Origin of the sequence: Robertmurraya phoenicis (genome assembly GCF_047302285.1) — a bacterium.
Taxonomy (GTDB): domain Bacteria; phylum Bacillota; class Bacilli; order Bacillales; family Cytobacillaceae; genus Robertmurraya.
On the sequence record NZ_CP154845.1, the window covers coordinates 1,647,003 to 1,672,323 of the forward strand.

The 25,321-nt window shown below is 37.7% G+C and carries 26 protein-coding genes; 18 read left to right on the forward strand and 8 right to left on the reverse strand.

Features of this window, described 5'->3' with window-relative positions; genetic code table 11:
• Nucleotides 1-25 precede the first annotated feature (25 nt).
• The 4 genes from AA0X71_RS08015 to AA0X71_RS08030 all read left to right on the forward strand — a co-directional run bounded on the left by AA0X71_RS08015 (nucleotide 26) and on the right by AA0X71_RS08030 (nucleotide 3,721).
• Nucleotides 26-1,165, forward strand: a complete 1,140-nt coding sequence (locus tag AA0X71_RS08015; RefSeq protein ID WP_413361159.1) for an acyl-CoA dehydrogenase family protein — start codon at nucleotides 26-28, stop codon at nucleotides 1,163-1,165.
• Between the two features lie 264 nt (nucleotides 1,166-1,429).
• The gene (gene cccA / locus AA0X71_RS08020) at nucleotides 1,430-1,795 is read left to right on the forward strand and encodes a cytochrome c550 (RefSeq protein WP_413361161.1); all 366 of its coding nucleotides are present in this window, start codon (nucleotides 1,430-1,432) and stop codon (nucleotides 1,793-1,795) included.
• Nucleotides 1,796-1,895: 100 nt separating this feature from the next.
• On the forward strand, nucleotides 1,896-2,609 hold the full coding sequence (locus AA0X71_RS08025) for a tRNA (adenine(22)-N(1))-methyltransferase (protein WP_413361163.1): 714 nt from the start codon (nucleotides 1,896-1,898) through the stop codon (nucleotides 2,607-2,609).
• Nucleotides 2,606-3,721 carry a Nif3-like dinuclear metal center hexameric protein gene (locus tag AA0X71_RS08030; protein ID WP_413361165.1) on the forward strand — a complete coding sequence of 372 codons (1,116 nt, stop codon included), beginning with the start codon at nucleotides 2,606-2,608 and terminating at the stop codon, nucleotides 3,719-3,721. The genes AA0X71_RS08025 and AA0X71_RS08030 overlap by 4 nt, the downstream gene beginning before the upstream one ends.
• 24 nt (nucleotides 3,722-3,745) lie before the next feature.
• Here AA0X71_RS08030 and AA0X71_RS08035 read toward each other — a convergent pair whose 3' ends face one another.
• Both AA0X71_RS08035 and vrrA read right to left on the reverse strand, forming a co-directional pair.
• Nucleotides 3,746-4,687: a 4-hydroxy-3-methylbut-2-enyl diphosphate reductase gene (locus AA0X71_RS08035; protein WP_413361167.1), complete on the reverse strand. Its 942-nt coding sequence runs from the start codon at nucleotides 4,685-4,687 to the stop codon at nucleotides 3,746-3,748.
• 263 nt (nucleotides 4,688-4,950) lie between these two features.
• Entirely contained in the window at nucleotides 4,951-5,526 is a 576-nt protein-coding gene (gene vrrA, locus AA0X71_RS08040; RefSeq protein WP_413361169.1) for a VrrA/YqfQ family protein, read from the reverse strand.
• Nucleotides 5,527-5,751: 225 nt separating this feature from the next.
• On the opposite strand from vrrA, the gene AA0X71_RS08045 reads away from it, so the two are divergent.
• Together AA0X71_RS08045 and AA0X71_RS08050 are read left to right on the forward strand one after the other, a co-directional pair.
• Nucleotides 5,752-7,056 carry a DEAD/DEAH box helicase gene (locus AA0X71_RS08045; protein WP_413361171.1) on the forward strand — a complete coding sequence of 435 codons (1,305 nt, stop codon included), beginning with the start codon at nucleotides 5,752-5,754 and terminating at the stop codon, nucleotides 7,054-7,056.
• A gap of 31 nt (nucleotides 7,057-7,087) precedes the next feature.
• Nucleotides 7,088-7,981: a deoxyribonuclease IV gene (locus AA0X71_RS08050; RefSeq protein ID WP_413361173.1), complete on the forward strand. Its 894-nt coding sequence runs from the start codon at nucleotides 7,088-7,090 to the stop codon at nucleotides 7,979-7,981.
• A 48-nt stretch (nucleotides 7,982-8,029) separates the two neighbouring features.
• On the opposite strand, the gene AA0X71_RS08055 is transcribed toward AA0X71_RS08050, so the two are convergent.
• Nucleotides 8,030-8,284, reverse strand: coding sequence for a DUF2624 domain-containing protein (locus AA0X71_RS08055; RefSeq protein WP_413361175.1), 255 nt, complete (start codon nucleotides 8,282-8,284; stop codon nucleotides 8,030-8,032).
• Nucleotides 8,285-8,428: 144 nt separating this feature from the next.
• On the opposite strand from AA0X71_RS08055, the gene AA0X71_RS08060 reads away from it, so the two are divergent.
• From AA0X71_RS08060 to AA0X71_RS08070, 3 genes are read left to right on the forward strand one after another with little or no spacing between them, the layout of a single operon-like run.
• Nucleotides 8,429-9,208, forward strand: coding sequence for a metal ABC transporter ATP-binding protein (locus tag AA0X71_RS08060; RefSeq protein ID WP_413361177.1), 780 nt, complete (start codon nucleotides 8,429-8,431; stop codon nucleotides 9,206-9,208).
• A gap of 2 nt (nucleotides 9,209-9,210) precedes the next feature.
• Nucleotides 9,211-10,071, forward strand: coding sequence for a metal ABC transporter permease (locus tag AA0X71_RS08065; RefSeq protein WP_413361179.1), 861 nt, complete (start codon nucleotides 9,211-9,213; stop codon nucleotides 10,069-10,071).
• Nucleotides 10,068-10,481: a Fur family transcriptional regulator gene (locus tag AA0X71_RS08070; protein WP_413361181.1), complete on the forward strand. Its 414-nt coding sequence runs from the start codon at nucleotides 10,068-10,070 to the stop codon at nucleotides 10,479-10,481. Before AA0X71_RS08065 ends, AA0X71_RS08070 begins: the two co-directional genes overlap by 4 nt.
• A gap of 31 nt (nucleotides 10,482-10,512) precedes the next feature.
• Here the strand turns inward: AA0X71_RS08070 and AA0X71_RS08075 are convergent, their stop codons facing one another.
• The gene (locus tag AA0X71_RS08075; RefSeq protein ID WP_413361183.1) at nucleotides 10,513-11,079 is read right to left on the reverse strand and encodes a hypothetical protein; all 567 of its coding nucleotides are present in this window, start codon (nucleotides 11,077-11,079) and stop codon (nucleotides 10,513-10,515) included.
• A gap of 165 nt (nucleotides 11,080-11,244) precedes the next feature.
• Between AA0X71_RS08075 and AA0X71_RS08080 the strand changes: the two genes are divergently transcribed.
• Nucleotides 11,245-11,619 carry a hypothetical protein gene (locus AA0X71_RS08080; protein ID WP_413361185.1) on the forward strand — a complete coding sequence of 125 codons (375 nt, stop codon included), beginning with the start codon at nucleotides 11,245-11,247 and terminating at the stop codon, nucleotides 11,617-11,619.
• 73 nt (nucleotides 11,620-11,692) lie between these two features.
• Here the strand turns inward: AA0X71_RS08080 and ispG are convergent, their stop codons facing one another.
• The 3 genes from ispG to AA0X71_RS08095 form a co-directional block, all read right to left on the reverse strand.
• Nucleotides 11,693-12,799, reverse strand: coding sequence for a flavodoxin-dependent (E)-4-hydroxy-3-methylbut-2-enyl-diphosphate synthase (gene ispG / locus AA0X71_RS08085; RefSeq protein WP_413362527.1), 1,107 nt, complete (start codon nucleotides 12,797-12,799; stop codon nucleotides 11,693-11,695).
• Nucleotides 12,800-12,963: 164 nt separating this feature from the next.
• Nucleotides 12,964-13,302: a hypothetical protein gene (locus AA0X71_RS08090; RefSeq protein ID WP_413361187.1), complete on the reverse strand. Its 339-nt coding sequence runs from the start codon at nucleotides 13,300-13,302 to the stop codon at nucleotides 12,964-12,966.
• Between the two features lie 92 nt (nucleotides 13,303-13,394).
• Nucleotides 13,395-14,168, reverse strand: coding sequence for a DUF1189 domain-containing protein (locus AA0X71_RS08095; protein ID WP_413361189.1), 774 nt, complete (start codon nucleotides 14,166-14,168; stop codon nucleotides 13,395-13,397).
• A gap of 271 nt (nucleotides 14,169-14,439) precedes the next feature.
• On the opposite strand from AA0X71_RS08095, the gene AA0X71_RS08100 reads away from it, so the two are divergent.
• From AA0X71_RS08100 to AA0X71_RS08110, 3 genes are all read left to right on the forward strand, one after another.
• Entirely contained in the window at nucleotides 14,440-16,071 is a 1,632-nt protein-coding gene (locus AA0X71_RS08100) for a Na/Pi cotransporter family protein (protein ID WP_413361191.1), read from the forward strand.
• A 115-nt stretch (nucleotides 16,072-16,186) separates the two neighbouring features.
• A complete protein-coding gene (locus AA0X71_RS08105) occupies nucleotides 16,187-16,813 on the forward strand; it encodes a class I SAM-dependent methyltransferase (RefSeq protein ID WP_413361193.1) in 627 nt (208 codons plus the stop codon).
• A 281-nt stretch (nucleotides 16,814-17,094) separates the two neighbouring features.
• Nucleotides 17,095-17,577, forward strand: a complete 483-nt coding sequence (locus AA0X71_RS08110) for a DUF456 domain-containing protein (protein ID WP_413361195.1) — start codon at nucleotides 17,095-17,097, stop codon at nucleotides 17,575-17,577.
• A 52-nt stretch (nucleotides 17,578-17,629) separates the two neighbouring features.
• On the opposite strand, the gene AA0X71_RS08115 is transcribed toward AA0X71_RS08110, so the two are convergent.
• Nucleotides 17,630-18,325, reverse strand: a complete 696-nt coding sequence (locus tag AA0X71_RS08115) for a Crp/Fnr family transcriptional regulator (protein WP_413361197.1) — start codon at nucleotides 18,323-18,325, stop codon at nucleotides 17,630-17,632.
• 400 nt (nucleotides 18,326-18,725) lie between these two features.
• Here AA0X71_RS08115 and sodA point away from each other — a divergent pair, with 400 nt between their 5' ends.
• From sodA to pstC, 5 genes are all read left to right on the forward strand, one after another.
• Nucleotides 18,726-19,334 (forward strand): superoxide dismutase SodA, encoded by a 609-nt coding sequence (sodA, locus tag AA0X71_RS08120; RefSeq protein WP_413361200.1) that lies wholly within the window; start codon nucleotides 18,726-18,728, stop codon nucleotides 19,332-19,334.
• A 117-nt stretch (nucleotides 19,335-19,451) separates the two neighbouring features.
• Nucleotides 19,452-20,663: an MFS transporter gene (locus tag AA0X71_RS08125; RefSeq protein ID WP_413361202.1), complete on the forward strand. Its 1,212-nt coding sequence runs from the start codon at nucleotides 19,452-19,454 to the stop codon at nucleotides 20,661-20,663.
• 199 nt (nucleotides 20,664-20,862) lie between these two features.
• Complete coding sequence (locus AA0X71_RS08130; RefSeq protein WP_413361204.1) at nucleotides 20,863-23,031, forward strand: peptidoglycan D,D-transpeptidase FtsI family protein; 2,169 nt, start codon at nucleotides 20,863-20,865, stop codon at nucleotides 23,029-23,031.
• A gap of 222 nt (nucleotides 23,032-23,253) precedes the next feature.
• On the forward strand, nucleotides 23,254-24,273 hold the full coding sequence (locus AA0X71_RS08135) for a PstS family phosphate ABC transporter substrate-binding protein (RefSeq protein ID WP_413361206.1): 1,020 nt from the start codon (nucleotides 23,254-23,256) through the stop codon (nucleotides 24,271-24,273).
• A 140-nt stretch (nucleotides 24,274-24,413) separates the two neighbouring features.
• Complete coding sequence (gene pstC / locus AA0X71_RS08140; protein ID WP_413362529.1) at nucleotides 24,414-25,319, forward strand: phosphate ABC transporter permease subunit PstC; 906 nt, start codon at nucleotides 24,414-24,416, stop codon at nucleotides 25,317-25,319.
• The last annotated feature ends 2 nt before the right edge of the window (nucleotides 25,320-25,321 follow it).

The window sequence follows — 25,321 nt, forward strand, 5'->3', positions numbered from 1 at the left end:
ACTGATAGGTCAAGGGGGGATTTACATGAATTTTGATCTCACAACTGAGCAGGATATGATCCGGCGCACGATAAAGGAGTTTGCAGATGAAGTGGTCGCACCAGGAGCAAATGAACGAGATAAGAAGAAAGAATTTCCGAGCGAAATTTTTAAAGAACTCGCTGAAATGGGCATGATGGGTCTTCCTTTTCCCGAAGAATTTGGCGGGGGAGGAGCTGACTCGATTAGCTTTGCGATCGTAACTGAGGAATTGAGCCGTGCCTGTGCTTCAACAGGGATCACTTATTCTGCCCATATTTCTTTAGGTGGGGCACCTCTCGCCTTATTTGGTACAAAGGAACAAAAAGAAAAATACTTAGTTCCAATCTGTGAAGGCCGTTCGCTCGGAGCGTTTGGGTTAACCGAGCCTAATGCTGGATCGGATGCAGGAGGTACTGAAACAACGGCAAGCGAGGAGAACGGGTATTACGTCATTAATGGGAGCAAATGTTTTATTACGAATGCTAGTTACGCCAAGCATCTTGCTTTAACGGCTATTACAGGTAAGCCCAATGGAAAAAAAGAAATCAGTGCGATTATTGTTCCAACGAATATAAAAGGATTTTCGATTCATAGTCATTATGAAAAAATGGGCTTACATGCGTCAAATACGACAGAGCTTGTTTTAGAAAATGTTCAAGTGCCAACTGAAAATATTCTCGGAAAAAAGGGAGAAGGCTTTAAACAGTTTTTAATTACGTTAGATGGAGGAAGAATTGGGATTGGGGCAATGGCGCTGGGCATAGCTCAAGCTGCCTATGAAAAAGCGTTACAATATGCAAAAACAAGGCAGCAATTTGGAACGACTATTTCAAAATTTCAAGCGATTCAATTTAAATTAGCTGATATGGCAATGAAAATCGAGTTAGCACGGAATATGGTTTATAAGGCAGCATGGTTAAAGGATGCAGGACGTAACTTTACGAAGGAAGCATCGATTTGCAAGCTATATGCCTCGGAAATTTGTACGGAGGTAGCCAATCAGGCTGTCCAAATTCATGGAGGCTATGGCTACATGAAGGAATATGAAGTGGAGCGTTATGTAAGGGATGGCAAGCTGACAGAAATTGGCGAAGGGACATCCGAAATTCAAAGAATGGTGATTGCACGTCAAATTGGCTGCTAAGTTTTTGGGAATAATAAATGGAAATCAATCAAATAATAACCATTGAAAACTTCACGATCTCGAGTGGAGTTTTTGACATTTTTATGAACTTACTGTGACAAACTTTACTTTAGGTCTTTTCCTTCTTTCGATTTTCGAGTAAAATAAAGATTGTTTGTAATTATATCTTGTCTATTTCATAGTGACGTACGTACTGTTACTTTCTTATTGTGAAATAGACTCAATTATTTGACTGGTTGTTCTTACATAAGGGAGGTTAACGCAATGAATCGGAATCCAATTATTCCATTTGTTCTAATTATGGTCTTTGGGGTAGGTCTCATGTTCTTAATGTCATTTAAAGGTGTCGGAGACATGAAAGAAATCGCAGCTGAAGAAGAAAATGGTGGAGCAGAAACAGAAGACTTAGCTTCTGCGACTCCAGAAGAGCTTTACCAGCAAAGTGGTTGTGTCAGTTGCCATGGTGGAAACTATGAAGGTGGAATGGGTCCAGCTTTAACAGGTGTTGGTGACCATCTATCTCAAGAAGAAATCCAAGATATCCTAACTAATGGTAAGGGTTCAATGCCACCTGGTTTAGTTCAAGGTAGGGAAGCTGAAATGGCTGAATGGTTAGCAGGATTAAAGTAAAATAAAATATTGCTAAAAGGTCCTTTGCATATGTAAAGGACTTTTTCTATACTTATTAAATGGAGAATGAACTCTATAGTCTTGATAAAGTGGTGAAGGAATGAATATTGATAAACTATCAGAACGCCTACAAACGGTGGCCAAATACATACCTGAAGGAAGTCGTATCGCCGACATTGGTTCAGACCATGCGTACTTACCATGTCATGTTGTTAAGAAGGGACAAGTAAGCTATGCCATTGCTGGGGAGGTCGTAGAAGGTCCCTTTCAATCTGCGAAAAAACAAGTAGAATCGGAAGGTCTCGAAGATTGTATCGATGTACGTAAAGGAAATGGTTTAGAGGTCATTTCCAGCGGTGAAGTCGATTGCATTACCATTGCTGGAATGGGTGGAGCTTTGATTGCGAGCATCCTCGATAATGGTGTCGAGAAGCTTGAAAAGGTAAAGAGACTCATCTTACAGCCTAATTTAAGTGCAAAGTCGATTAGGCTATGGTTAGTAGACCATGGCTGGGAGCTTATTGAAGAAGAAATTTTGGAAGAAGATGGGAAAATTTATGAAGTTCTCGTAGCTGAAAAAGGAGAGCCTCTGAAGCCGTACAATAATTTGGATAGAAAAGCTTTATTATTAATGGGCCCCTTTTTAGTACAACAAAAAACTGAGCCCTTTATGAAAAAATGGGCGGGCGAAGTTGCGAATTGGAAAAGAATTTTAGCTAAACTTGAAGAAGCAGCTAAAAGCGAAGATAATCAAAAGAAAAAAGCAGAACTAATAGATAAAATATTAATGGTAGAGGAGGTTCTAAAGTCTTGAAGAATGCGAATGGCTATGAAGTGATCCAATTATTTGAGCAATTTTCTCCTAAGGCATATGCGATGGAGGGAGATAAGATTGGTTTACAAATTGGAAGTCTTAATAAACCTGTCAGTAAAGTTTTAGTGGCCTTAGATGTGTTAGAGGAAGTAGTTGATGAAGCAATTGCTGAAAATGTCGAGTTAATTATTGCCCATCACCCGATTATTTTTCGTCCTTTACAAAAGATATCGACGGAACAAACCTCTGGTAGAATGATTGAGAAATTGATTAAGCATGATATTGCTGTCTATGCGGCCCATACGAATTTAGATGTGGCAAAAGGTGGAGTAAATGATCTATTAGCAGAGGCGCTTGGGCTCACAAATACAGAGGTGCTCGTTCCAACCTATGAGGTGAAGCTAAAAAAATTGGTCGTCTTTGTACCAGAAGAAAATGTAGAAGAACTTAAACTAGCATTAGGAAATGCAGGCGCAGGATCAATTGGAAATTATAGTCATTGTACATTTTCGGCTAGTGGCATAGGTCAATTTCTTCCAGGAGAAAATACGAACCCATATATCGGATCACAAGGTAAGCTAGAAAGTGTAGAAGAGTCTCGAGTGGAAACGGTTTTTCCTGCCCATTTGGAAAAAAGAGTTCTCTCTGCTATGTTTAAGAGCCATCCATATGAAGAGGTTGCGTATGATATTTACAGCTTAGACAATCCAGGAGAGTCATTAGGATTGGGAAGAATCGGGTATGTTAATGAAATGTCATTAGAGGATTTCGCCGAACATGTGAAAAAGGCATTAGGAGTAACAGGTGTTCGTGTGGTTGGAAACTTGAAAAATAGAATTAAAAAGGTCGCTGTCCTCGGTGGTGACGGAAACAAGTATTTTAGGTCCGCAAAGTTTAAAGGGGCAGATGTTTATGTGACAGGGGATATGTATTATCATGTCGCCCATGATGCGATGATGGAAGGCTTGAATATTATCGATCCAGGCCATCATATTGAACAAATTATGAAAAAGGGCGTTGCTGAGGTTCTAGCAAAAATGTGTGAAGACAAGGGCTTGAACGTCTCGTTTATCGCTTCAAAACCAAATACAGACCCATTTGTTTTTATGTAATAAAAAAACCGGGCAATTGCCCGGTTATACTTTTTTAACCTTCGGTAAGATTTTACTTAAAGGTACTTTTTTCTCTACCTTCCAAGTGGATTCATCTTGTGGATTGAACTGCTCGATAAAAACAATAACCTCTTTTGTGATTGGTGTTGGAGTAGAGGCGCCTGACGTGACTGCGACTGTTTCAGCGTCTTTAATCCAATCGATCTTCAACTCGCTTAAATCACCGATTCGATAAGCCTTTGTCCCAGCAATTTCCTCTGAAACCTGAGCTAGACGATTTGAATTATTACTCTTTGGATCGCCCACTACAATCGTGACATCAGCAGCACCAGCTGTTTGTGCTACAGCTTCTTGTCTTACTTGAGTGGCATTACAAATTTCGTTGTGGAACTCAGCATGAGGGAATTTTTCCTTCAAAAGCTCCATAATATGACCAACATCCCATTGGCTCATCGTCGTTTGATTTGTGACGATTAGTTTATCATGATTCAGTTGAAGATTATTGACATCCTCTTCTGTCTCTACAAGGTGAACAATGCCAGGGGCAACGCCAAGTGCTCCTTCAGGCTCTGGATGGCCCTTTTTGCCGATGTAGATGACTTGAAAGCCTTCTGCCTCTTTTTCTCTTATCAGGTCATGAGTTCTCGTCACATCTGGGCAAGTAGCATCAATGGTCACAAGTCCTTTTTCCTTAGCCAAAGCACGAACCTCAGGAGAGATCCCGTGGGCTGTAAAAATGACTGTTCCTTGATCGACTTTTTCAAGTATCTCTTTTCGATTACTTCCGTCTAATGTAATAATGCCTTCTTCTTCAAAAGCATCTGTAACATGCTTATTATGAACAATCATCCCGAGGATATAGATTGGTCGAGGCAATGTTTTATCTAAAGCAGCATTTCTTGCAATTACCATGGCATCAACGACACCATAGCAGTAACCGCGTGGAGAAATCTTAATAACTTTCATTCAGTAACCCCCTAAAAGCGAAGATTGCTCTTAATCTATTAGTCAATTACACATTTTTATATAAATGTGAGAAATTGATAGAATGCAGTGCAATAAACACAGAAATTATTTAAATATGGTTGATAAATCTCATCCCACGAACTCATTATAAAGGATTTCGCCTAAAACCTCAATTTGAGGAAGATGGAAAAATAAAAGCATGAGTACAACACCGCTTAAAAAAAAGAATGCTCATGAAAGCATTCTTTAAGAAATCGACTTTTTTAGATATATAACTTAGGAGCTGATTGCCCTTTTTCAGGAGAATTTTTTCCTTGGCTTGCTTCTTCATTTTCTCCTGAAGATGCGGTTTTTTTCTTTTTAGTTTGAGTCTTCTTTTTTTGAACTTCTTCTTTAGGGGAGTCATCCTCAGATTCGGAAGGGAGATCTCTAAAGCCTTTATAGAGCTTCCATAATGAAGGTAGATTCTTGACCATTGGACCATACTGCTGAACCATCGGACCAATCTGTTGTGCAGTACTTAACATTTTCTCCGTATTCGCCAGAAATCCATTTAAGGCGTTCGGATCGGTTAACGTTTTTAATAAACCTCCTCCACCGCCTCGACTGGCTGCTTGCCCTGCTGCTGTGGATGTAGGAAAAGAAAAAGGATTTGAACCGCCTCTTTGGTTCTCTCGATTTCCAAATATCTTTGCTAAAAGTCCACCTCCACCGCCTCCTCGTTGTGGGCGTGGTGGTCTAAACCCAGCCCTGTTCATGGAAGGTCCTCCTCTTGTCATCATCGAACCTCTCGGTGGGTTTCCAGGTGGGGGGAAAGGAGCTCTCATTCTAGGTTGCATTACTTTTCCTCCTTTCAATCTGTAGCTCTCTAGACATCTACGTAGATTCTCTCCTATTAGGGTATGCACATAAGCAGGAATCGTTAAGTACTTTTGCAAAAATTGAGTTGAATTTGATATAAATAAAAGCAAAGAATATATGCTTAATTGGCGCTATTGCCAAATCTTTATTATAATGATTAGATGATGTCCAAAAAAGGACGAACATGATGAAGGAGTAGAAGGATGACAGAATCGAAATTTAACATATATGGATTTCAACCATTTGTGATGGAAGCTTTACAGAAAATAGGGTTTAATGAACCAACGGAAATTCAACAAAGACTGATCCCCATTATCCAAAAAGAAGAAAGTGCGATTGGACAATCGCAAACAGGGACAGGAAAAACCCACTCATACATTTTGCCGATCATTGATAAAATTGAGCCAACAAAAAAAGAGGTACAAGCAGTTATTACAGCACCAACACGTGAGCTCGCTAGTCAAATTTATCAGGAAATTTTAAAAATAACAGAGTACAGTGAAGAAGAGATATCTACACGACTATTTATTGGTGGTACGGACAAGCAGAGAACGATTGAAAAACTCAAAACTCAGCCTCATATTGTCGTTGGTACACCAGGAAGAATTAACGACTTAGCAAAGGATCAAGCCCTTCTTATTCATAAATCTACTACACTGGTGGTTGATGAAGCGGATTTAATGCTTGATATGGGCTTTATTGAAGATATTGACCAGATTGCTTCAAGAATGCCGGAAAAGCTACAAATGCTTGTGTTCTCTGCAACAATACCTGAAAAGCTAAAACCTTTTTTGAAAAAATACTTAGAGAACCCACAATATGTTCATATTGAACCAAAGCAGCTAACGGCAGAAAAAATCGCTCATTATTTATTGCCATCCCGTCACAGAAGTAAAAAAGAAATCGTCTATGACGTCCTAACAGCCTATAATCCTTATTTGGCGATTGTGTTCACGAACACAAAAAAGATGGCTGATGAGGTGGCAAATGCGTTAGCATATAAAGGATTAAAGGTTGGACGAGTTCATGGGGATCTTAGTCCAAGAGAACGTAAGAAAATGATGAAGCAAATTAAGGATTTAGAATTTCAATACATTGTCGCAACAGATTTGGCTGCTAGAGGGATTGATATTGAAGGAGTTAGTCATGTTATTAATTTTGAGTTACCTTCTGATTTAGACTTTTATGTCCATCGTGTTGGACGAACAGCTCGTGCTGGTTATTCAGGTGTGGCTCTTACGATTTATAGTTCATCAGATGAAGATGCACTTAATCGTTTAGAAAACCTTGGAATTCAATTTAAAAATGTTGATTTGAGGGATGGGGAGATCGTTGAAATAAGCGATCGAAACAAAAGAAAGAAAAGACAAAGACAGCATGATGAAATTGATGTCATGGCAAAATCGATTGTCAAAAAGCCTAAAAAGGTTAAGCCAGGATATAAGAAAAAGATGCAGTCTGAAGTCGATAAAATTAAAAAGCGTCAAAATCGCTTAAAAAGAAAATAAGTTAGTATTTTTAAATAAGGGAGAGATCATAATGTTGAAAATTGGATCACATGTATCAATGAGTGGGAAGAAAATGCTTTTATCAGCCAGTGAGGAAGCTGTTTCTTACGGTGCTAACACATTTATGATTTATACAGGGGCTCCACAAAATACGAGACGTAAGAAGATTGAGGACTTGAATATTGAAGCAGGGCGTCAGCATATGAAGGAGAATGGCATTAATGAAATCGTCGTCCATGCTCCTTATATTATCAATATTGGAAATACGACGAATCCTGACACCTTTGATTTAGGAGTTCGGTTTTTAAGAAGTGAAATAGAGCGTACAGAAGCAATTGGGGCAAAGCAAATTGTTCTCCATCCAGGTGCTCATGTAGGCGCTGGGGCCGAAGCGGGAATTCAGAAAATTATTGAAGGATTAAATGAAGTGTTAACAGGTCAGGAGTCTTTGCAGATCGCATTAGAGACAATGGCAGGTAAAGGTTCAGAATGTGGAAGAACATTTGAAGAGATCGCCATGATTATCGACGGGGTAACTCATAATGATCGTCTTTCTGTCTGCTTTGATACTTGTCATACCCATGATGCAGGCTACAATATTGTTGAAGATTTTGATGGAGTATTAAATGAATTTGATAAAATTGTTGGAATTGACCGCATAAAAGTTCTCCATATTAATGACAGTAAAAACGAACGAGGAGCAAGTAAGGATAGACATGAGAACATTGGATTTGGAAATATTGGATTTAAGGCGTTAAATCATATTGTTCATCATCCTCAATTAATGGACGTTCCGAAAATCCTCGAAACACCTTATGTAGGAGAAGACAAAAATAGTAAAAAGGCCCCGTACAAGCATGAGATTGCTATGCTTCGTACGAAAGAATTTAATGAAAACCTTCTAGAAAACATCATTTCTGAATAATTATATATAAAGAAATCCACTCGCACCCTGAGTGGATTTCTTTATGCTTCACTTGATAAAACTAACAAATATACGATTGATTTCGTTGGCCTTTTCAGGACCAACTATTTTGGCAATTTCACTAATGACTTTTTTTCTTTCGTCATCATTAAAAATATTGACATTTTTCCCTCTTAAATGAGCGGCTATTGTGTTTGCTTGCTCATTGCTAATACTAACTTGGAATTGCTTACCATATTTGAGTAGTTCTTTTCCTGTAATGGAATTGATTTTATGATTAATGATTTTTTGGAAGATTTTCAAACGTCCCACACCCCTTCTTCTTTACTTTATGAGCATGGTCATCTAGTTGTGACGGACAGCATAAAGCTTTACATAAAGGGCTACATCCTGTATACTACTAAATCGTAATGATTCTATTTTAATTTTAAAAAACTAGGTGATATCATGACTGCCGAGCAACCGATTATCGAAATTAATCATTTGTCCTTTCATTATGAAAAGGAAAATGTTTTAGAAAATATTCAACTAACCATCCCTATGGGATCTTTCTTAGCCGTTGTGGGACCGAATGGCTCAGGGAAGTCTACCTTATTAAAATTGATTCTTGGGCTCCTAAAGATACAACAGGGGCATATTCGTCTTTTTGGCGAGGAGATTCATCGTTTTAAGGATTGGCATCAAATCGGATTTGTCTCACAAAAAGCAAATTCATTTAATACAGGATTTCCTGCTACTGTCTACGAGGTAGTAAGCAGTGGGTTAACAAAGAAAGTTGGCCTTTTTAAGTTTTTGCGGGCAGAAGAACATCGGAAGATTAAAGAAGCGATAGAATCGGTAGGGTTAACCGATTATATGAATAGAAGTATTGGGCAGCTTTCTGGTGGTCAACAGCAAAGGGTCTTTATTGCTAGAGCGTTAGTGAGTGAGCCGAAGCTCCTGATTCTCGATGAACCAACCGTTGGAGTAGACGCTCAGAATGTTCAATCCTTTTACGAGATGCTTGAGCATTTAAATAAAGATCGAGGCATTACGCTCCTCTTAGTTACCCATGATATTGGGACGATTACCGATAAAGTATCACATGTAGCATGCTTAAATAAATATTTACATTTTCATGGGAATACAGAGGAATTTGAGCAGCTACAAATCAATGATATGTCACAGATTTATGGTCATGATGTTCATATGCTTTCTCATGAACACCATCATCATGAAGGAGTTTAAACATGATCCAGGATATACTTCAATATGAATTTTTACAAAATGCGTTCCTAACTGGAATGATTATTGGAATCATTGCTCCATTATTAGGAGTTTTTATCGTTGTAAGGCGTTTGTCCCTTATAGCTGATGCGTTAAGTCATGTAACTTTAGCAGGGATTGCACTAAGTCTTCTCCTTGAAAAAAAATTCATGGTGATGAGTGGCCTCAATCCTTTATATATGGGAATGGTGTTTTCTGTTGGGGGCTCATTATTTATCGAAAAGCTACGCACCGTTTATAAGCATTATCAAGAATTAGCTATTCCGATTATTTTATCAGGAGGAATTGGTTTAGGAGCCATCTTTATCTCACTAGCAGATGGATTTAATACGGATCTTTTTGGTTATTTGTTTGGGAGTGTCAGTGCTGTAAGTCGCGCTGATTTATATACGATTTTGTTGATTAGTGTTTTTGTTATCGTAGCGATTATCCTTTTATACAAAGAGTTATTTTTATTATCCTTTGATGAAGAGCATGCAAAGGCATCTGGTATAGCTGTAAAAAGCATTCATTTTATTTTTATTATAATGGTTGCTCTCGTAATTGCCTCATCGATGAGAATTGTTGGGATTCTGTTAGTTTCTTCTTTAATGACTTTGCCCGTTGCTGCAAGCATACGAATTGCAAGGGGATTTAAAGAGACGATATTCTATTCTGTTCTGTTCGGCGAAACCTCTGTTTTAGGTGGCTTAGTTCTTTCTTATTATTTAGACTTGGCACCAGGTGGAACTATTGTTATGATCGCAGTAATCATATTAGTTGTCACGATTGGCTTAAAAAAGATAAGCTCATCCAGACCTATTAAAAATGGGGTGAAAGCATGAATGTAAATGAAGCATTACAGTTATTAAAGGAAAAAGGGTACAAGCATACGGGAAAAAGAGAAGAAATGCTTGAATTATTTTCCAATAGTGAGAAATATTTAACCGCTAGGGACGTCCTTGATCAAATGAAGGATGATTATCCAGGTTTAAGTTTCGATACGATATACCGTAATCTCTCGATGTTTGTTGATTTAGGGATTTTTGAAATGACTGAGCTATCAGGTGAAAAACACTTTCGTTTCACTTGCTCCCATACGTCTCACCACCATCATTTTATTTGCTTAGATTGTGGGAAGACAAAGGAAATTGAAACATGTCCGATGCAAAGTTTAAGTGAAAATTTACAAGGGTTTGACATATCTGGTCATAAATTTGAAATTTATGGACGTTGTCCTGAATGTAATGCATAGAGTGCAGTTGTTCACTCTATGCATTTTTTTACTATTTTTTAGACCAATCATCTACCCAAGCTTTAGCTTCAAGCCAATTATTGATTCGAATTACACCTTTTGGTAGAGGCTTTTGATTATAAGGTGTATTGAAGAGAAGGACGGGGATTTGACAATATTCATGTATCATAACCGCATTATCATGCTTATCTTCCATAAATATGTCGAGATCGTATTTTTTTACCATTTGAATTTTATCATGTGAACCAGTTAATTCTATATGATGAAAGGGCAAGCCTTCCTTCTTAAACCATTCCTCTGTTACATTTAATAAGTGGCTACTGCGAGCACTAATAAAATAGAGTTCATGCATTTCTTCCCATTGAAGTAGTACGTTTTTTACCTCATCGGCCAAAGGGGATTCTTCATATACCCTCGGCTCAATGTTGAGCCACCACTTAGCAAATTCTGATGCTGAAATGTCCACTAAAAGTGATAAATCATAGTCTAGAACATCCTCTAATGTTAAGGATAAGCCAAACCCTTCATTCATATAAGGGAGGATCGTTTCGGGACGTGTTACGGTGCCATCGATATCGATGCCGAGTCTTTTCTTCATTTTCTGTCTCCTTTTACATGCTTTACTACATCATTTTAACAATTTCGTTTAAAAATATGTAGCGGTATCTTAAGATCCTCCATTGACAGACTTTAACACTTTTAAAATCTCTTCATCTGTAAAACAATATTAATGCTCCTACAAAGAAAGCGAGGGATTTTAAATATGGCAGATCAAGAACGTAACGCCCCTGTTGTCAATTTACAAAAGGACGATGAGGGCTTAGAAACGAGTTATCAATCGAGAACTGCAGATTATTTAGAGGAAACCTCAGCTGAAATGGCTGCGCCAGTCTCTTTTGGAAGAGAGTATAAAGAAGAACGAGATGTAGATGCAGGAGCCGGAGGAACAGGAATGGGCTTTGCTGCGATCATCCTCTCGATTTTATCTTTATTTGTTTCTCCCATTTTGTTTGGGGCAGCAGGTATCGTGCTCGGATTCATTGCACGACGTAGAGGAGCAAAAAGTCTCGGTAGCTGGGCGATCGGGATTGGAGCCGTATCCATTATATTAGGGATGTTCATCCTCCCATTTTTTTAAGCTTTTCAAGTTAGGAGCACTTGAAAAGTTATACAAAAATACGAGGCTCGGCACATGGCCAAGCCTCGTATTTTTATTGGACTGTTTCAGCTTTTGCTTCTTCTTCTTTTTTGGCAAAGTACTCTGCTGCGATTTGGTCGATTTCTTTCTTGAGTTCGTCGACCATCGTTTCTTCAGGGACTTTACGGACAATTTTCCCTTTGCGGAAGAGTAGACCCTCTCCACGAGCTCCTGCAATGCCGATATCAGCTTCACGTGCTTCTCCAGGACCATTTACTGCACAGCCTAGAACAGCCACCTTAATGGGAGCTTTAATCGTTGAAATATATTCTTCTACTTCATTAGCGATGCTGATGAGGTCAATTTCAATCCGTCCACATGTAGGGCACGATATTAATGTAGCCGCGTTTGATGAGAGGCCGAATGATTTAAGTAGCTCTCTCGCAACTTTCACTTCTTCAACAGGATCCGCACTTAAAGAGATACGTAAGGTATTTCCGATCCCTTTGCTAAGGATAGCGCCTAATCCTGCGGCACTTTTGACTGTACCAGCGAATAATGTTCCGGATTCTGTGATTCCTAAATGTAATGGATAATCAAATGCTTTGGCTGCTTTTTCATAAGCTTCGATCGCCAAGTTTACATCTGAAGCCTTCATCGATACGATGATATCATGGAAATCTAGATCTTCTAGAATCTTGATATGATGAAGAGCACTTTCAACCATACCATCGGCAGTTGGATAGCCGTATTTTTCAATAATACGCTTCTCGAGGGAACCTGCATTTACCCCAATTCGAATGGGAATCCCTTTTTCTTTAGCTGCTTTTACAACTGCTTCTACTTTTTCTCTTTTACCGATATTACCTGGGTTGATACGAATTTTATCGGCACCGCCCTCGATTGCTTTAAGGGCAAGCTTATAATCAAAATGGATATCCACAACAAGTGGAATATTAATTTGTTTCTTTATATCTGCAATCGCATTTGCAGCACGTTCATCTGGACAAGCAACGCGAACGATTTGACATCCTGCTTCCTCAAGTCTCTTAATTTGAGCCACAGTAGCTTCAACATCATGTGTCTTAGTCGTTGTCATACTCTGGATTGCAAGTTCATTATTTCCACCAATAGTTAGGTTGCCAACCTTAACGGGACGGGTTTTTGTACGATGTATAATTTCACTCAAAAGTGATTCTCTCCTTTATCTAAAAGAAATAAGCACCTGAACCAATTTCAAAATTTGATTAGGAAATTGAATTCAACTATCATTATAATGCTAATATGAGTTAATTGTATCAGTGAAAGGATTAACTTGACAAGAATCTTACTGGTTTAAATGGATTATTCATGTAATTTTCTATAATCTGGGAAGTGATAAATCTTGCCAACTTGAATTTTATTCGCTTCTATTCCATCATTAAGCTTGCTAAAATCATTCGTTATATCATCTATAGGAACAGGGATGGGCCTGTCTAATTGTCTTTCAATAATGGAAAGGACCGTGTCACCATTTTGAACTTCTTGCTCGAAATAATCGATGATCGGCTCGAGAGTTGTTTCTGTTTCCACTTGAGCTTGCGTACTTGTTTCGATTGCAATAGGAAGCGTTCCTTTGCTCAAATCATAATAAATGGCAAAAATAGTTGCGACGATTAATAGTAGGACGAATAGACGTTTCATGGATCTTTCTCCTTTAATGGGATTTTTCCATGTATATGCTTGTCCAATCCTAAATAGTACAAAAAAACGCAGAAATTTCCGCGTTTTTTTGATTATAATTCTTCTTCTTTTACCGGAGGTATTTCTTTTAAAGCAAGGAATAAAACAAATATGGAAACGAGCCAGTTTAACATAAAACCAAAAGGAACAGTTGTGCGGAAGATATCCATGACCATGAAAAATAACGTTGGTATTACAATACTATAAGCAGCGATCCTCCACATATGTCGATATTTAAGTTTTTCACCAGTTCTTTGGAGAAGCAATCCGATTAGAGCTAAAACAGATATCCCAATAAACTTCATCGCACTAGAGAAAAGGTAAATAAGGATAACTAAGATGGGAATGATAATGCCTAAAAGAGAGTCAAGGGACTGAATGAACAAAGCAATATCCTCTTTAGATAATGCGATATCCATCGCAGAATAGGAAAAATGATCAACAGTCCCACCCGGGATGATGACAGCAAAGTCATTTTTTAAAAGAGCAAGTGAATTTACGGACAGGTCTAAATCGTTTAAGCCCACTTCTCCAGTCGAATCAAATATAATGGAAAAACCATCGTTTTCAATAATAACAGGGGCAGTCTGATCAGAAATTAGCTCGCCATCATTAATGATAAAATCGGGAATTTCCTCTTCAATTGAATCTTTAACAACATTAAATCCATTGATGATATCTGTACTAAGTTGTACGGAAATTGGAATAATCGAAATAAGGACAAGTAAAAAGACAAATAATATTGTCTTCCCTATACCTTGATATCGCCATGATGCGATTGCTTTAGGCGAATATATGCTCAAAATGAGCTGTTTAAAAATATTCATTTAAAACCACCCTTTATGTATTCTTTAATCATTTTAGCCTGTGCCTAGCATCAATACAAGAAAATAATCTATGCTTATAAATAGTCCTTAACATATTGAAATAAATTATAATTAATATAATTTGTAATGTAAATGTAACATAAGACTCTTTTATTAAGGAATTGTAAATTTGCATCATAAATTATTTACATTATGACAATCGATAGAGCATAATGGTAAAGGGTTTTTTAAAGACCTTTCATATTATTTTACATTATAGGGGCTGAAGAGTTTGGATTTTGATATTCAACAGATGATATTTGAGTTTCTTGGTGGACTAGGGATATTCCTATTTGGGATAAAATACATGGGCGATGGCCTTCAAAAGTCTGCCGGAGATAAGCTTAGAGATATATTAGACCGATTTACAACGAATCCATTCATGGGAGTATTAGCTGGAATTATTGTGACTGCACTTATACAATCAAGCAGTGGGACTACAGCTATAACAATTGGTTTGGTAAGTGCTGGTTTTATGACTCTACGCCAAGCTATTGGAGTTATCATGGGTGCCAATATTGGGACAACGATAACAGCCTTTATTATTGGGATTGATGTGGGTGCCTATGCACTACCAATTATTGCTTTAGGTTCGATTCTATTATTTTTCTTCAAAAGCAAGAAGATACATAGCTTTGGACAGATTGTCTTTGGTTTTGGTGCTTTATTCTTTGGACTAGAGCTCATGAGTAGTGGAATGAAACCATTACGAGGCTTAGAAGCTTTTCATGAACTAACAGTAAGTATGAGTTCAAATCCGATTCTAGGAGTAATCATTGGAACCCTTTTTACAGTGATTGTTCAAAGTTCAAGTGCAACGATAGGAATATTACAGGGACTATTTTCTGAAGGTTTGATTGATTTAAATGCTGCACTACCTGTATTATTTGGCGATAATATTGGGACAACGATAACAGCTGTATTAGCGGCAATTGGTGCATCTGTAGCAGCAAAAAGAGCTGCTGCAACCCATGTATTATTTAATTTAATCGGGACGACGCTTTTCATGATCTTACTAGGACCTTTTAAGCTTCTCGTTGAATTTTTGCAAGATAAGATGCATTTAAATCCTGAAATGACAATCGCTTTTGCCCACGGGATTTTTAATGTTTCAAATACCGTTATACAATTTCCATTTATAGCAATTCTAGCTATCATCGTAACCAAATTGATTCCTGGTGAGGATTCTGTTTTGGAATATAAGGCGAAGCACCTTGACCCCGTCTTTATTGAGCAATCACCATCAATTGCTTTAGGACAAGCAAAGGAAGAAGTTCTGCGAATGGGACAATTTGCTGTACTAGGGTTAACAGAAACGAATAACTATTTGAAAACAAAATCTTCCAAGCATTCAGATACAGCTGCTCAGCTTGAAGATGCGATTAACAATTTAGATAGAAAGATAACCGATTACTTAGTTGAGCTTTCGTCTAGTTCCTTATCAGAAGCTGAATCCAATGAACATTCTGTTTTAGTGGATACGATTCGTGATATTGAAAGAATCGGTGATCATTATGAAAATGTCTTAGAATTAGTTGAGTATCAACTAGCTAATAAAGTAAAAATTACTGGTTCAGCAATGGACGAGCTTGAAGAAATGTTCCAGTTGACCATTTCGACCGTTAAAGAAGCGATTAATGCGTTGGATCATGATGATAAAGAACTGGCGCGAAATGTTATTAAAAAAGAAGAGCAGATCGATAAGATGGAAAGAAAATTACGGAAGCAGCATATCCTGCGCTTAAGTGCTGGGGAATGTAGTGCCCAAGCAGGGATTGTTTTCGTTGACATCGTAAGTAACCTAGAGAGAATCGGCGATCATGCAGTAAATATCGCAGAAGCAGTTTTAGGAGAAAGACATTAATATAAAATAAATACTCGCCAGTTTGGTATGTTTTGGGCTGAAGACAACTTTGATGTAGAATAAGATTGTCTTCAGTCCTGTTTATTTTGAGTAATCGAACAAAGGAGAATTTAGTATGACTGAATTTTGGGAAACTAGCTTTATCGAAAATCAAATGATGTGGGGATTTGAACCAGCAGACTCCGCAATTTTAACAAAAGATTTTTTCCTTGAAAAGAAAGTTAAGGATATATTAATCCCTGGTATTGGATATGGTAGAAATGCAAAGATTTTTATTGATAGCGGAATAAATGTAACAGGTATCGAGATTTCAAAAACTGCGATTGAATTGGCAAGGGAGAATGGGCTTGATGCTACATTTATTCATGGTTCAGTAACGGACATGCCTTTTGAAAACAAACTTTATGATGGTATATTCTGTTACGCACTTCTTCATTTATTGAATAAAAGTGAGAGAGCTAAGTTTATGAAAGATTGCTATGATCAACTAAAACCAAACGGATATATGATTTTCACTACGATTTCAAAAGATGCTCCAATGTACGGCAAAGGCAAACAATTAGATAAAGATTATTTCGAAATCATGGAAGGAGTAAAAATGTTTTTTTATGATGTCGATTCCATAAAAGAAGAATTTGAAAAATATGGACGAATAGAAGTTTCGAATGTTGTTGAGCCACATAAAAATAATGAAAATAAACCTCCATTCACATTCTTAATGATAAAATGTCAGAAACGATAATATATTATTTGGCGTGCCTTTGGGAAAGTCATCTAAAAAGCTAAACTAGCTGATTGTAGCGGAGGGTGCTTGACTCCTGTGGGATTAGTGGGACAGGCGTGACCCCGCAGGAGCTTGCTCCGAGGAGGCATGGTGCCCACCCCACGGAAAGCAAGTGCCCGGAGCGGAAATCAGCGTTTTACCATTATGAATATTGATATAAATTCCCTTTTGTATTATTGAGTAGAATCTATTTCCATTATATGTTAAAGTTTGACTCGTATAGAAAGAGGAGTTGAAACATGGAGATATTATATTGGACCATTATTATTGCATTGTTCGTGATTTCTTTTATAGGATTAATTTATCCAATTGTTCCAAGTGTCCTTTTTATATTAGGAGGATACATTTTATACGGATTATTCTTCAGCTTTGAACCATTTAACTGGTTTTTCTGGGTCGTGCAAGGGTTACTGATCATATTATTATTTGTAGCGGACTTTGTGGCAAATTTGCTTGGGATAAAAAAATACGGTGGATCGAAGGCTGGAATCTGGGGGAGTACCATTGGTATATTAGTTGGTCCCTTTGTCATTCCTTTTCTCGGGATTATCATTGGTCCTTTTCTAGGCGCTGTACTCGCTGAATGGCTCGTCAATAAAAAAGGATTTAAAGAGGGGATTACCATCGGGTTTGGCTCTGTCATAGGATTTATTAGTAGTGTCGTAACGAAGGGCTTAATTCAAGCGTTAATGATCATTTATTTCTTCGTCATAGCGACATAAATAAAATAAGCCAGATATCGGCAAATTACCTTTCATATCTGGCCATCTGTTATTAATTTATTCCACAAATCTCGTAAGGACAGTTCTGACAATCAACACTTTCTTTTAAATAATTGATATTTTTAATGGTTAGCTTCTGTTGATTATACGAAATGACATCTTTCTCACGAAGCTCCTTTAACATCCTTTGAATCACTTCTCTTGTGCCATAAGTAAAATTGGCCAGTTCTTGATGAGTAAGAGGTAAATCGATGAGAATTCCTTCATCCGTCATCACGCCGTAACTATTACATAATCGGATGAGAATGGAGTAGAGGCCACCCTTTTTCCCATTCATCATTAAATCTTGACATTTCATTTGTGCTTTTAAATAACGTGTGCTTAACCATGAGGATAAAGCATTTAATACAAGTTGATTGCTGTGAACAAAGTCTTCGAAATCAGCACGTTTAATCATCAGCATTTCGCAATCGGTAAATGTCTTCGCATAAAAATGATATTTCGCTTGAGGTTTGAATAGCTGGTATTCGATAATCAATTCTTCGCCAGATAAGATTTTCAAGATGAATTCTTTACCTTTCATATGAACACGGCCAAGTGCAACGCTCCCACGTAATAGTATGAAAATATGATCAACTGAATCTCTTTCATTGAATAAAATCGTGCCTGCTTTATACTTTTGTATCGTTTCTTTATCAATAAATTCTTGTATGAGGAGGCTGTATAGAGAGATAGTGGACTCTTTCATGATCTCACTCCAATTTTCAGATTTTCTTCTTGTTAAAATCAATTGTGATATTCTTCACTTTTGACTTTAGAAAAATATTGCATCACTGTCAATATCGTTAAACACTAGAAATCTCTATTGTTACGGTGTTTATCACTGAAAACGTTGATATGTAGGGAAATATAAACTCTTGACAATTTATTGAACTTTGTAATAAAAACTTACAACTTATTGAAGGAAAAAGAAAATGAATGTGGAATACTATCAAGTGGATAGGAAACAATAGTTATGTTGCCTAAGTCATTATATTTGAAAGGAATTTCTGACTTTGGTAATCTTAACTTAGAACATTGGAAATATTTCTTAATTTAATATAGGAATATTTCTAAAATATTTTATATTACATAGGGAGGAATTTAAGATGGCTTTTGAATTACCACAATTACCTTACGCTTATGATGCACTAGAACCACATATCGACAAAGAAACGATGAACATTCACCACACAAAACATCACAACACATATGTAACAAACTTAAATGCTGCTTTAGAAGGAAATGAGGAATTACTATCTAAATCAGTTGAAGAGGTTGTATCTAACCTCGATGCGGTTCCAGAAGCTGCACGTACTGCTGTACGTAATAATGGTGGTGGACATGCTAACCACTCTTTATTCTGGACAATCCTTTCACCAAATGGCGGTGGCGCTCCAGCTGGAGAACTAGCCGATGCGATTACAGCTAAATTTGGAAGCTTTGATAATTTCAAGGCAGAGTTCACTAAAGCTGCTACAACTCGTTTCGGTTCTGGTTGGGCTTGGCTAGTTGTGAATAATGGTGAGTTAGAAGTAACAAGTACTCCAAACCAAGATTCTCCTTTAATGGAAGGTAAGACTCCTGTTTTAGGTCTTGATGTTTGGGAACATGCTTACTACTTAAACTATCAAAACCGTCGTCCTGACTACATCGGTGCATTCTGGAATGTAGTAAACTGGGATGAAGTAGCAAAGCGTTACAGCGCTGCAAAATAATTTAAAGATTCGTCAAGCAGAGGGGTTCTTCCTTCTGCTTTTTTTGATCGTCTTAATTGTGCATAATCATACTCTGTTTGTTAGAAACTACCCCTTAGATATAAAGGGGAGAATTTAATGAGTAAAATAAATAAACTGCTTGGTGATGTGGAACTAACAAGAGATCTATCTATATTACTAATGATTGGGGGATTATATTCCCTTAGCATTGCTCTATCGAATACGTTTGTAAATATTTATTTATGGAAGCAATCTGGTGAATTTCGAGATTTAGGGATGTACAACCTAGCTGTCGTCGTATTACAGCCAATTACGTTTATTCTTGCAGGCAGGTGGGCTAAGAAAATTGACAGAGTGATTGTGCTTAGGATCGGTGTCATTTTTTTAGCTCTCTTTTATTTGACCGTTTTAATTATTGGTACACATGCATCCAAGTATTTGTTACTACTCGGCGGCTTACTTGGGATAGGCTACGGATTTTACTGGCTAGCTTATAATGTACTCACCTTCGAAATTACCGAACCAGAGACAAGAGATTTCTTTAATGGCTTTCTAGGAATTTTATCTTCTGTTGGTGGGATGATTGGCCCTATTGCTGCTGGATTTATAATTTCTAAGATGGAAAAGTTCATTGGCTATTCAATCGTTTTTGGAATTTCACTAGGATTGTTTTCCTTAGCCGTATTCTTAAGTTTTTCGCTGAAAAGGAGACCAGCACAAGGGAAATATTACTTTGTTCGAATCTTACAGGAAAGAAAGCATAATAAAAATTGGAAGCTCATCAATAATGCTCATTTTTTCCAAGGTCTTAGAGAGGGAACATTTGCCTTTATTATTTCTGTTTTTGTCTTCATCGCAACAGAAAGTGAGTTGTCCTTAGGTACCTTTGGTTTAATTAATTCAGGAGTTGCATTTGTTGCCTATTACTTCGCTTCAAGGATGATTAAAAAAGAAATGAGAAAAAAAGCGATTTTGACGGGAGGAATCATTTTATACTTATCCATCTTTCTCATTGTGTTTGACCCAACCTATGTACGGCTTCTCATTTACGCTGGTGTAATTGCCATCGCCTATCCACTTTTACTTGTTCCATATATGTCAATGACGTACGATGTAATCGGCAGAGGATGGAAAGCTGCAGAGATGAGAATCGAGTACATTGTCGTAAAGGAAATCTTTTTAAATGCTGGCCGGGTTATATCGATTATCTTGTTTATCTTAGGAATATCTTTTTATGAACCTGACAAGGTTATCCCTATCTTGTTGCTCCTACTCGGAGCAGGACACACATTGATTTATTTTTTCATTCGAAAAGTAAAGCTTACTTAAGGAAAGGGGAGCCCCTTTCCTTCTTTCATGATCGAAAATATATCTTTTGAATGGTCTAGCAAAAGTTCTCAAGCGCTAAGTAAACTTCAAATGCTATTATTGGAAGAATCTTTTTGTTGCTTACTAATAGATATTTAAGATTGTTTCATTTACAATAAAAATATTGTCATAATGCACCCGAGGAAGTAGGTTTTACAAAATGGTTCAAAAAGAAAAAAAGAAAAAGAAAGTTATTCCAGTTCGTTTGAATTTACTGTTTTTTGTCGTGTTTTTTCTATTTTCTGTTTTGATTCTTCGTCTTGGAGTCGTTCAAATTGTTTATGGAGATGACTATAAGCGTGAAATCGAAAGAACAGAGGATATTACAGTCAATAACCCCGTTCCAAGAGGAAAAATGTATGATACAAATGGCAAAGTGATTGTTGATAATACACCGAAAAATGCTATTACATACACAAATTTTGGAGCGAGCCAAAGTGAAATGCTTGAGGTTGCAGAACGATTAGCCCAATTAATCGAGCTTAAGCCTGATAAGGTGCAAGAAAGAGATAAAAAAGATTATTGGATTATTAAAAATTCTGAACGGGCAGCAGATAAAGTGTCTGAAGAGGAACATGAAACATTAAAAGAAGAGCTTGATACGAAAGAATATAATAAAGCGGTTTATAATCTTCAGCTCGATCGAATTACAGACGAAGAGCTTAACGAACTATCGACTCAGGATTTAGAAATTTTAGCGATATATCGAGCATTCAGTAGCGGTTATGCTTTGACTCCACAAATTGTGAAAAATGAAGATGTGACACAAACTGAATTTGCCCTTGTGAGTGAAAATTTACAATATCTTCCTGGTGTTGATACGACAACGGATTGGGAACGTTCCTATGCCTATGGCAGCACATTAAGGACTGTTCTGGGAACAGTAACAGACTCGGATAAAGGAATTCCAAAGGAAGAGCTTGATTATTATTTAGCACGAGATTATAACCGTAATGATCGAGTTGGAATAAGCTACATTGAAAAGCAGTATGAAGATGTTTTGCATGGTCAAAAAGCAAAGGTGAAAAATATTACCGATAAATCAGGGAAGGTTATTGAAACTGAGGTTGTATCGGAAGGACAAAGAGGGAAAGATCTCGTATTAACGATTGATATGGATTTACAGCTTGCTGTGGAATCAATCATAGAAGAAGAATTAAGAGATGCAAAGAAAACAGCAAGAACGGAATTACTAGATCGTGCTTTTGTCGTGATGATGGATCCGAATACAGGCGATGTTTTAACAATGGCAGGCAAGCAGATTGGAAAAGATTCGGAGACAGGTAAAACCGAGATGAAGGATTTTGCGTTAGGAAATATTTCGACCTCCTACAATGTCGGTTCAACGGTTAAGGGAGCAACGATCTTAACTGGTTATCAAACTGGTGCCATCAAACCAGGGACAGTCTTTTATGATGAACCGTTGAAAATTGCTGCATCAAAACCAATAAGTTCTTGGAAGAGCTTTGGGAATGTCAATGATGTTCGTGCTCTACGGGTCTCATCAAACGTGTATATGTTTAAGACGGTGATTGAGATTGGCGAAGGACATTATCGGTATGATAAACCTTTACCAATTAATACGAAAGCATTTGATACGATTCGAGATTCTTTCGCCCAATTTGGATTGGGTACAAGGACAGGAATCGATCTCCCCAATGAGTCAACCGGCTATGAAGGCACATTAAAGGGCCCCGCCCAATTGCTCTTTTTATCCATAGGTCAGTACGACACTTACACACCAATGCAATTAGCGCAATACGTTTCAACGATTGCAAATGGAGGAAATCGAATACAGCCACGTATGGTGAAAGAAATTCGCGCTCCATTGATGGATACAAACGAGTTAGGACCTGTAGTACAAGAAATAAGCCCAACGGTTCTAAATCGTCTTAACCTTGAAAAAGGCTGGATGGATATTATCCATGAGGGCTTCCGCCAAGTAACCCAGCATCCTGAAGGAACAGCTTATGGAAAATTCCGTACTGCCTCATATTCTCCAGCAGGTAAGACTGGAACAGCTCAAGGCTTTTACGATGGACCTGAAAGAAGTAGATTTGAGGTTCCACCTGAAGTCATGAACTTAAGCTTTGTTGGCTATGCTCCACATAATAACCCTGAGGTTGCTATCGCAGTTGTCGTCCCATGGGCCTATCAAGGAAGAAGCGGCGGCCACTCTGCTAACACGCAGATTGGACGTAGAGCATTAGATGCTTACTTCGAACTTAAGAAAACGAGAGAAGAAGAGAAGTTGAAGCAAAACTCCGTAGTTGAAAATGGCGAGAGTAGCAAAGAAATTGATGAGCAAGAAGAAACTGAAGAGGAATAACCTTGTACTGCCCTTTCCATGCTGGAGGGGCAGTTTTTTGTTTTTAAACTAACTAATCATATGTTGTGCAAAACAATAGTGTGTCCCAAAAATTCGACTTTTACCTACATTTACTGCATATTTACACAACCTTTACAATTCATTAAAACCCCTTTTACAGTTAAGCGTTATTCTAATACTCGTAGGACAAAACCACCAACACTCTTAGGGGGAATTAAAGAAATGAAAAGTCTTAAAAAACTAGGTTTATTTTTAATCCTAGCAGCGCTAATCGCCGTAGCTGCAGCATGTGGTGGCACAGATAGTGCTGAAGAGCCAGAAGGTAATGATAGCAATACTGGAAACGAGCCTCAAACTGAAGAAACAGCAGATGCAGAAACAGAATTAGAAGGTAGCGTTGTGATAGATGGTTCTGGTACAGTTTATCCATTCATGGCAAAAATGGCTGAGAACTATATGACCAACGAACAAGAAGGTGTTTCAGTAGAAGTAGGACGTGCTGGTACTTCTGCAGGATTTGGTAAATTCTTAGTTGACCAAGGCGGAACAGATTTCAATGATGCCTCTCGTAAAATCAAAGACGAAGAACAAGCAACAGCTGATGATTTAGGAATTGAAGTTCAAGAAATTAAAGTAGCATTAGACGGTTTAACCTTTGTTATTAACCCGGAAAATGATTGGGCGAAAGAATTAACAAGAGAAGAATTAGTTAGCATCTTCTTAGACAGTGAAGGAATTAAAAATTGGTCTGATGTTCGTCCTGATTTTCCAAATGAGCCAATTTCGAAAATGGGACCTAACGAAAACCATGGAACATATGAGTTTTTCTGGGAAACAATCCTTGAAAAAGAAGACATTGATGCTGATACAAATCTTCAACAAGAATACTCAATCTTAGTGGACCTTGTTTCCAAGGATAAGAACGCTATCGCATTCTTCGGTTATGGTTACTATGATAGCAACAAAGATAAGCTTCAAGCAGTGAGTGTAGACTTTGGCAATGGTCCAGTTGAACCAAGCTTAGACACAATTGGTGAAAGCGAAGACTTTGATTATAGCCCATTCACACGTCCAGTATTCACATACTTGAACGTCAATATGGCAAAAGAAAAGCCACAAGTTTTAGACTATGCTATCTACGCTGTTGAAAATGCTCAAGCAATTGCAGCAGAAACTGGTTTTGCACCATTAACAGATGCGGAAATCCAAGCTTCAATTGATGCTTTAAATGGATTGAAATAATTTTAAAGAACTTGAAAGATGAGTGGGGGAATCTCCTCTCGTCTTTCGAGTTTTATAAATACCTTCTTGTATATAAATAGGGTCAATTTTTTCGGAAGGGGAACGTTACGTTGGAAAAGTCGATTGGTCAAGTAAGAAAAATGATCGAAGAAAATAAAAAAACAGCATCATTAACGAATATTGTAGAAAAAATCATTCCCAAAACATTGCTCGTTATTGCAATCATTTCGATTCTTACTACTTTTGGTATTTTAATTACGCTTTTGTCTGAAACGATTGCGTTTTTTAGAGAGATTTCATTTGTCGAATTTTTTACAGGTACGGTATTAAAGCCTCTAGGGCAGAACGCACAATTTGGTGTCCTCCCACTACTTACAGGTACATTAATTTCCTCTGCTATCGCAATGGTCGTTGCAATACCGATTGGCTTAATGACAGCCGTCTATTTAAGTGAATATGCATCTGAGAAGGTACGGAAGGTTGTAAAGCCGATTTTGGAAATTCTCGCAGGAATTCCGACAATTGTATACGGCTTTTTTGCGCTTACATTTGTTACTCCCATCTTAAGATCTATAATACCAGGTTTAGAACCAACGAATATTTTGAGCCCGGGTATTGTTATGGGGATTATGATCATCCCAATGGTGGCATCACTATCGGAAGATGCTCTTGGTGCAGTTCCGAATTCCATGAGGGAAGGTGCCCTTGCATTAGGATCTACGAAACTAGAAGTGACGTGGAAGGTCATCGTTCCAGCAGCCATTTCTGGGATCGTGGCATCATTTGTTCTTGCTATTTCCCGTGCAATTGGAGAAACAATGATTGTAACCATTGCAAGTGGAAGCTCGAAGAACTTTACCTTTGATCTTACACAGTCTATGCAAACGATGACCGCTTATATTGTAGAGGTAACTGGTGGAGATGCTCCAGCTGGCTCTACACTTTACTATAGTCTTTATGCGGTTGCGATGACGCTATTCGTCTTCACCCTTGTGATGAACCTAATTGCCCAATATATCTCTCGTAAATTTAGGGAGGAATACTAAAA

Excerpts from the sequence above, each read along its gene's own strand:
- AA0X71_RS08015 (WP_413361159.1), top strand. The coding sequence starts at position 26 with ATGAATTTTGATCTCACAACTGAGCAGGATATGATCCGGCGCACGATA.
- cccA (WP_413361161.1), top strand. The coding sequence starts at position 1,430 with ATGAATCGGAATCCAATTATTCCATTTGTTCTAATTATGGTCTTTGGG.
- AA0X71_RS08025 (WP_413361163.1), top strand. The coding sequence starts at position 1,896 with ATGAATATTGATAAACTATCAGAACGCCTACAAACGGTGGCCAAATAC.
- AA0X71_RS08035 (WP_413361167.1), bottom strand. The coding sequence starts at position 4,687 with ATGAAAGTTATTAAGATTTCTCCACGCGGTTACTGCTATGGTGTCGTT.
- vrrA (WP_413361169.1), bottom strand. The coding sequence starts at position 5,526 with ATGCAACCTAGAATGAGAGCTCCTTTCCCCCCACCTGGAAACCCACCG.
- AA0X71_RS08045 (WP_413361171.1), top strand. The coding sequence starts at position 5,752 with ATGACAGAATCGAAATTTAACATATATGGATTTCAACCATTTGTGATG.
- AA0X71_RS08050 (WP_413361173.1), top strand. The coding sequence starts at position 7,088 with ATGTTGAAAATTGGATCACATGTATCAATGAGTGGGAAGAAAATGCTT.
- AA0X71_RS08060 (WP_413361177.1), top strand. The coding sequence starts at position 8,429 with ATGACTGCCGAGCAACCGATTATCGAAATTAATCATTTGTCCTTTCAT.
- AA0X71_RS08065 (WP_413361179.1), top strand. The coding sequence starts at position 9,211 with ATGATCCAGGATATACTTCAATATGAATTTTTACAAAATGCGTTCCTA.
- AA0X71_RS08070 (WP_413361181.1), top strand. The coding sequence starts at position 10,068 with ATGAATGTAAATGAAGCATTACAGTTATTAAAGGAAAAAGGGTACAAG.
- AA0X71_RS08075 (WP_413361183.1), bottom strand. The coding sequence starts at position 11,079 with ATGAAGAAAAGACTCGGCATCGATATCGATGGCACCGTAACACGTCCC.
- AA0X71_RS08080 (WP_413361185.1), top strand. The coding sequence starts at position 11,245 with ATGGCAGATCAAGAACGTAACGCCCCTGTTGTCAATTTACAAAAGGAC.
- AA0X71_RS08090 (WP_413361187.1), bottom strand. The coding sequence starts at position 13,302 with ATGAAACGTCTATTCGTCCTACTATTAATCGTCGCAACTATTTTTGCC.
- AA0X71_RS08095 (WP_413361189.1), bottom strand. The coding sequence starts at position 14,168 with ATGAATATTTTTAAACAGCTCATTTTGAGCATATATTCGCCTAAAGCA.
- AA0X71_RS08105 (WP_413361193.1), top strand. The coding sequence starts at position 16,187 with ATGACTGAATTTTGGGAAACTAGCTTTATCGAAAATCAAATGATGTGG.
- AA0X71_RS08110 (WP_413361195.1), top strand. The coding sequence starts at position 17,095 with ATGGAGATATTATATTGGACCATTATTATTGCATTGTTCGTGATTTCT.
- AA0X71_RS08115 (WP_413361197.1), bottom strand. The coding sequence starts at position 18,325 with ATGAAAGAGTCCACTATCTCTCTATACAGCCTCCTCATACAAGAATTT.
- sodA (WP_413361200.1), top strand. The coding sequence starts at position 18,726 with ATGGCTTTTGAATTACCACAATTACCTTACGCTTATGATGCACTAGAA.
- AA0X71_RS08125 (WP_413361202.1), top strand. The coding sequence starts at position 19,452 with ATGAGTAAAATAAATAAACTGCTTGGTGATGTGGAACTAACAAGAGAT.
- AA0X71_RS08130 (WP_413361204.1), top strand. The coding sequence starts at position 20,863 with ATGGTTCAAAAAGAAAAAAAGAAAAAGAAAGTTATTCCAGTTCGTTTG.
- AA0X71_RS08135 (WP_413361206.1), top strand. The coding sequence starts at position 23,254 with ATGAAAAGTCTTAAAAAACTAGGTTTATTTTTAATCCTAGCAGCGCTA.
- pstC (WP_413362529.1), top strand. The coding sequence starts at position 24,414 with ATGATCGAAGAAAATAAAAAAACAGCATCATTAACGAATATTGTAGAA.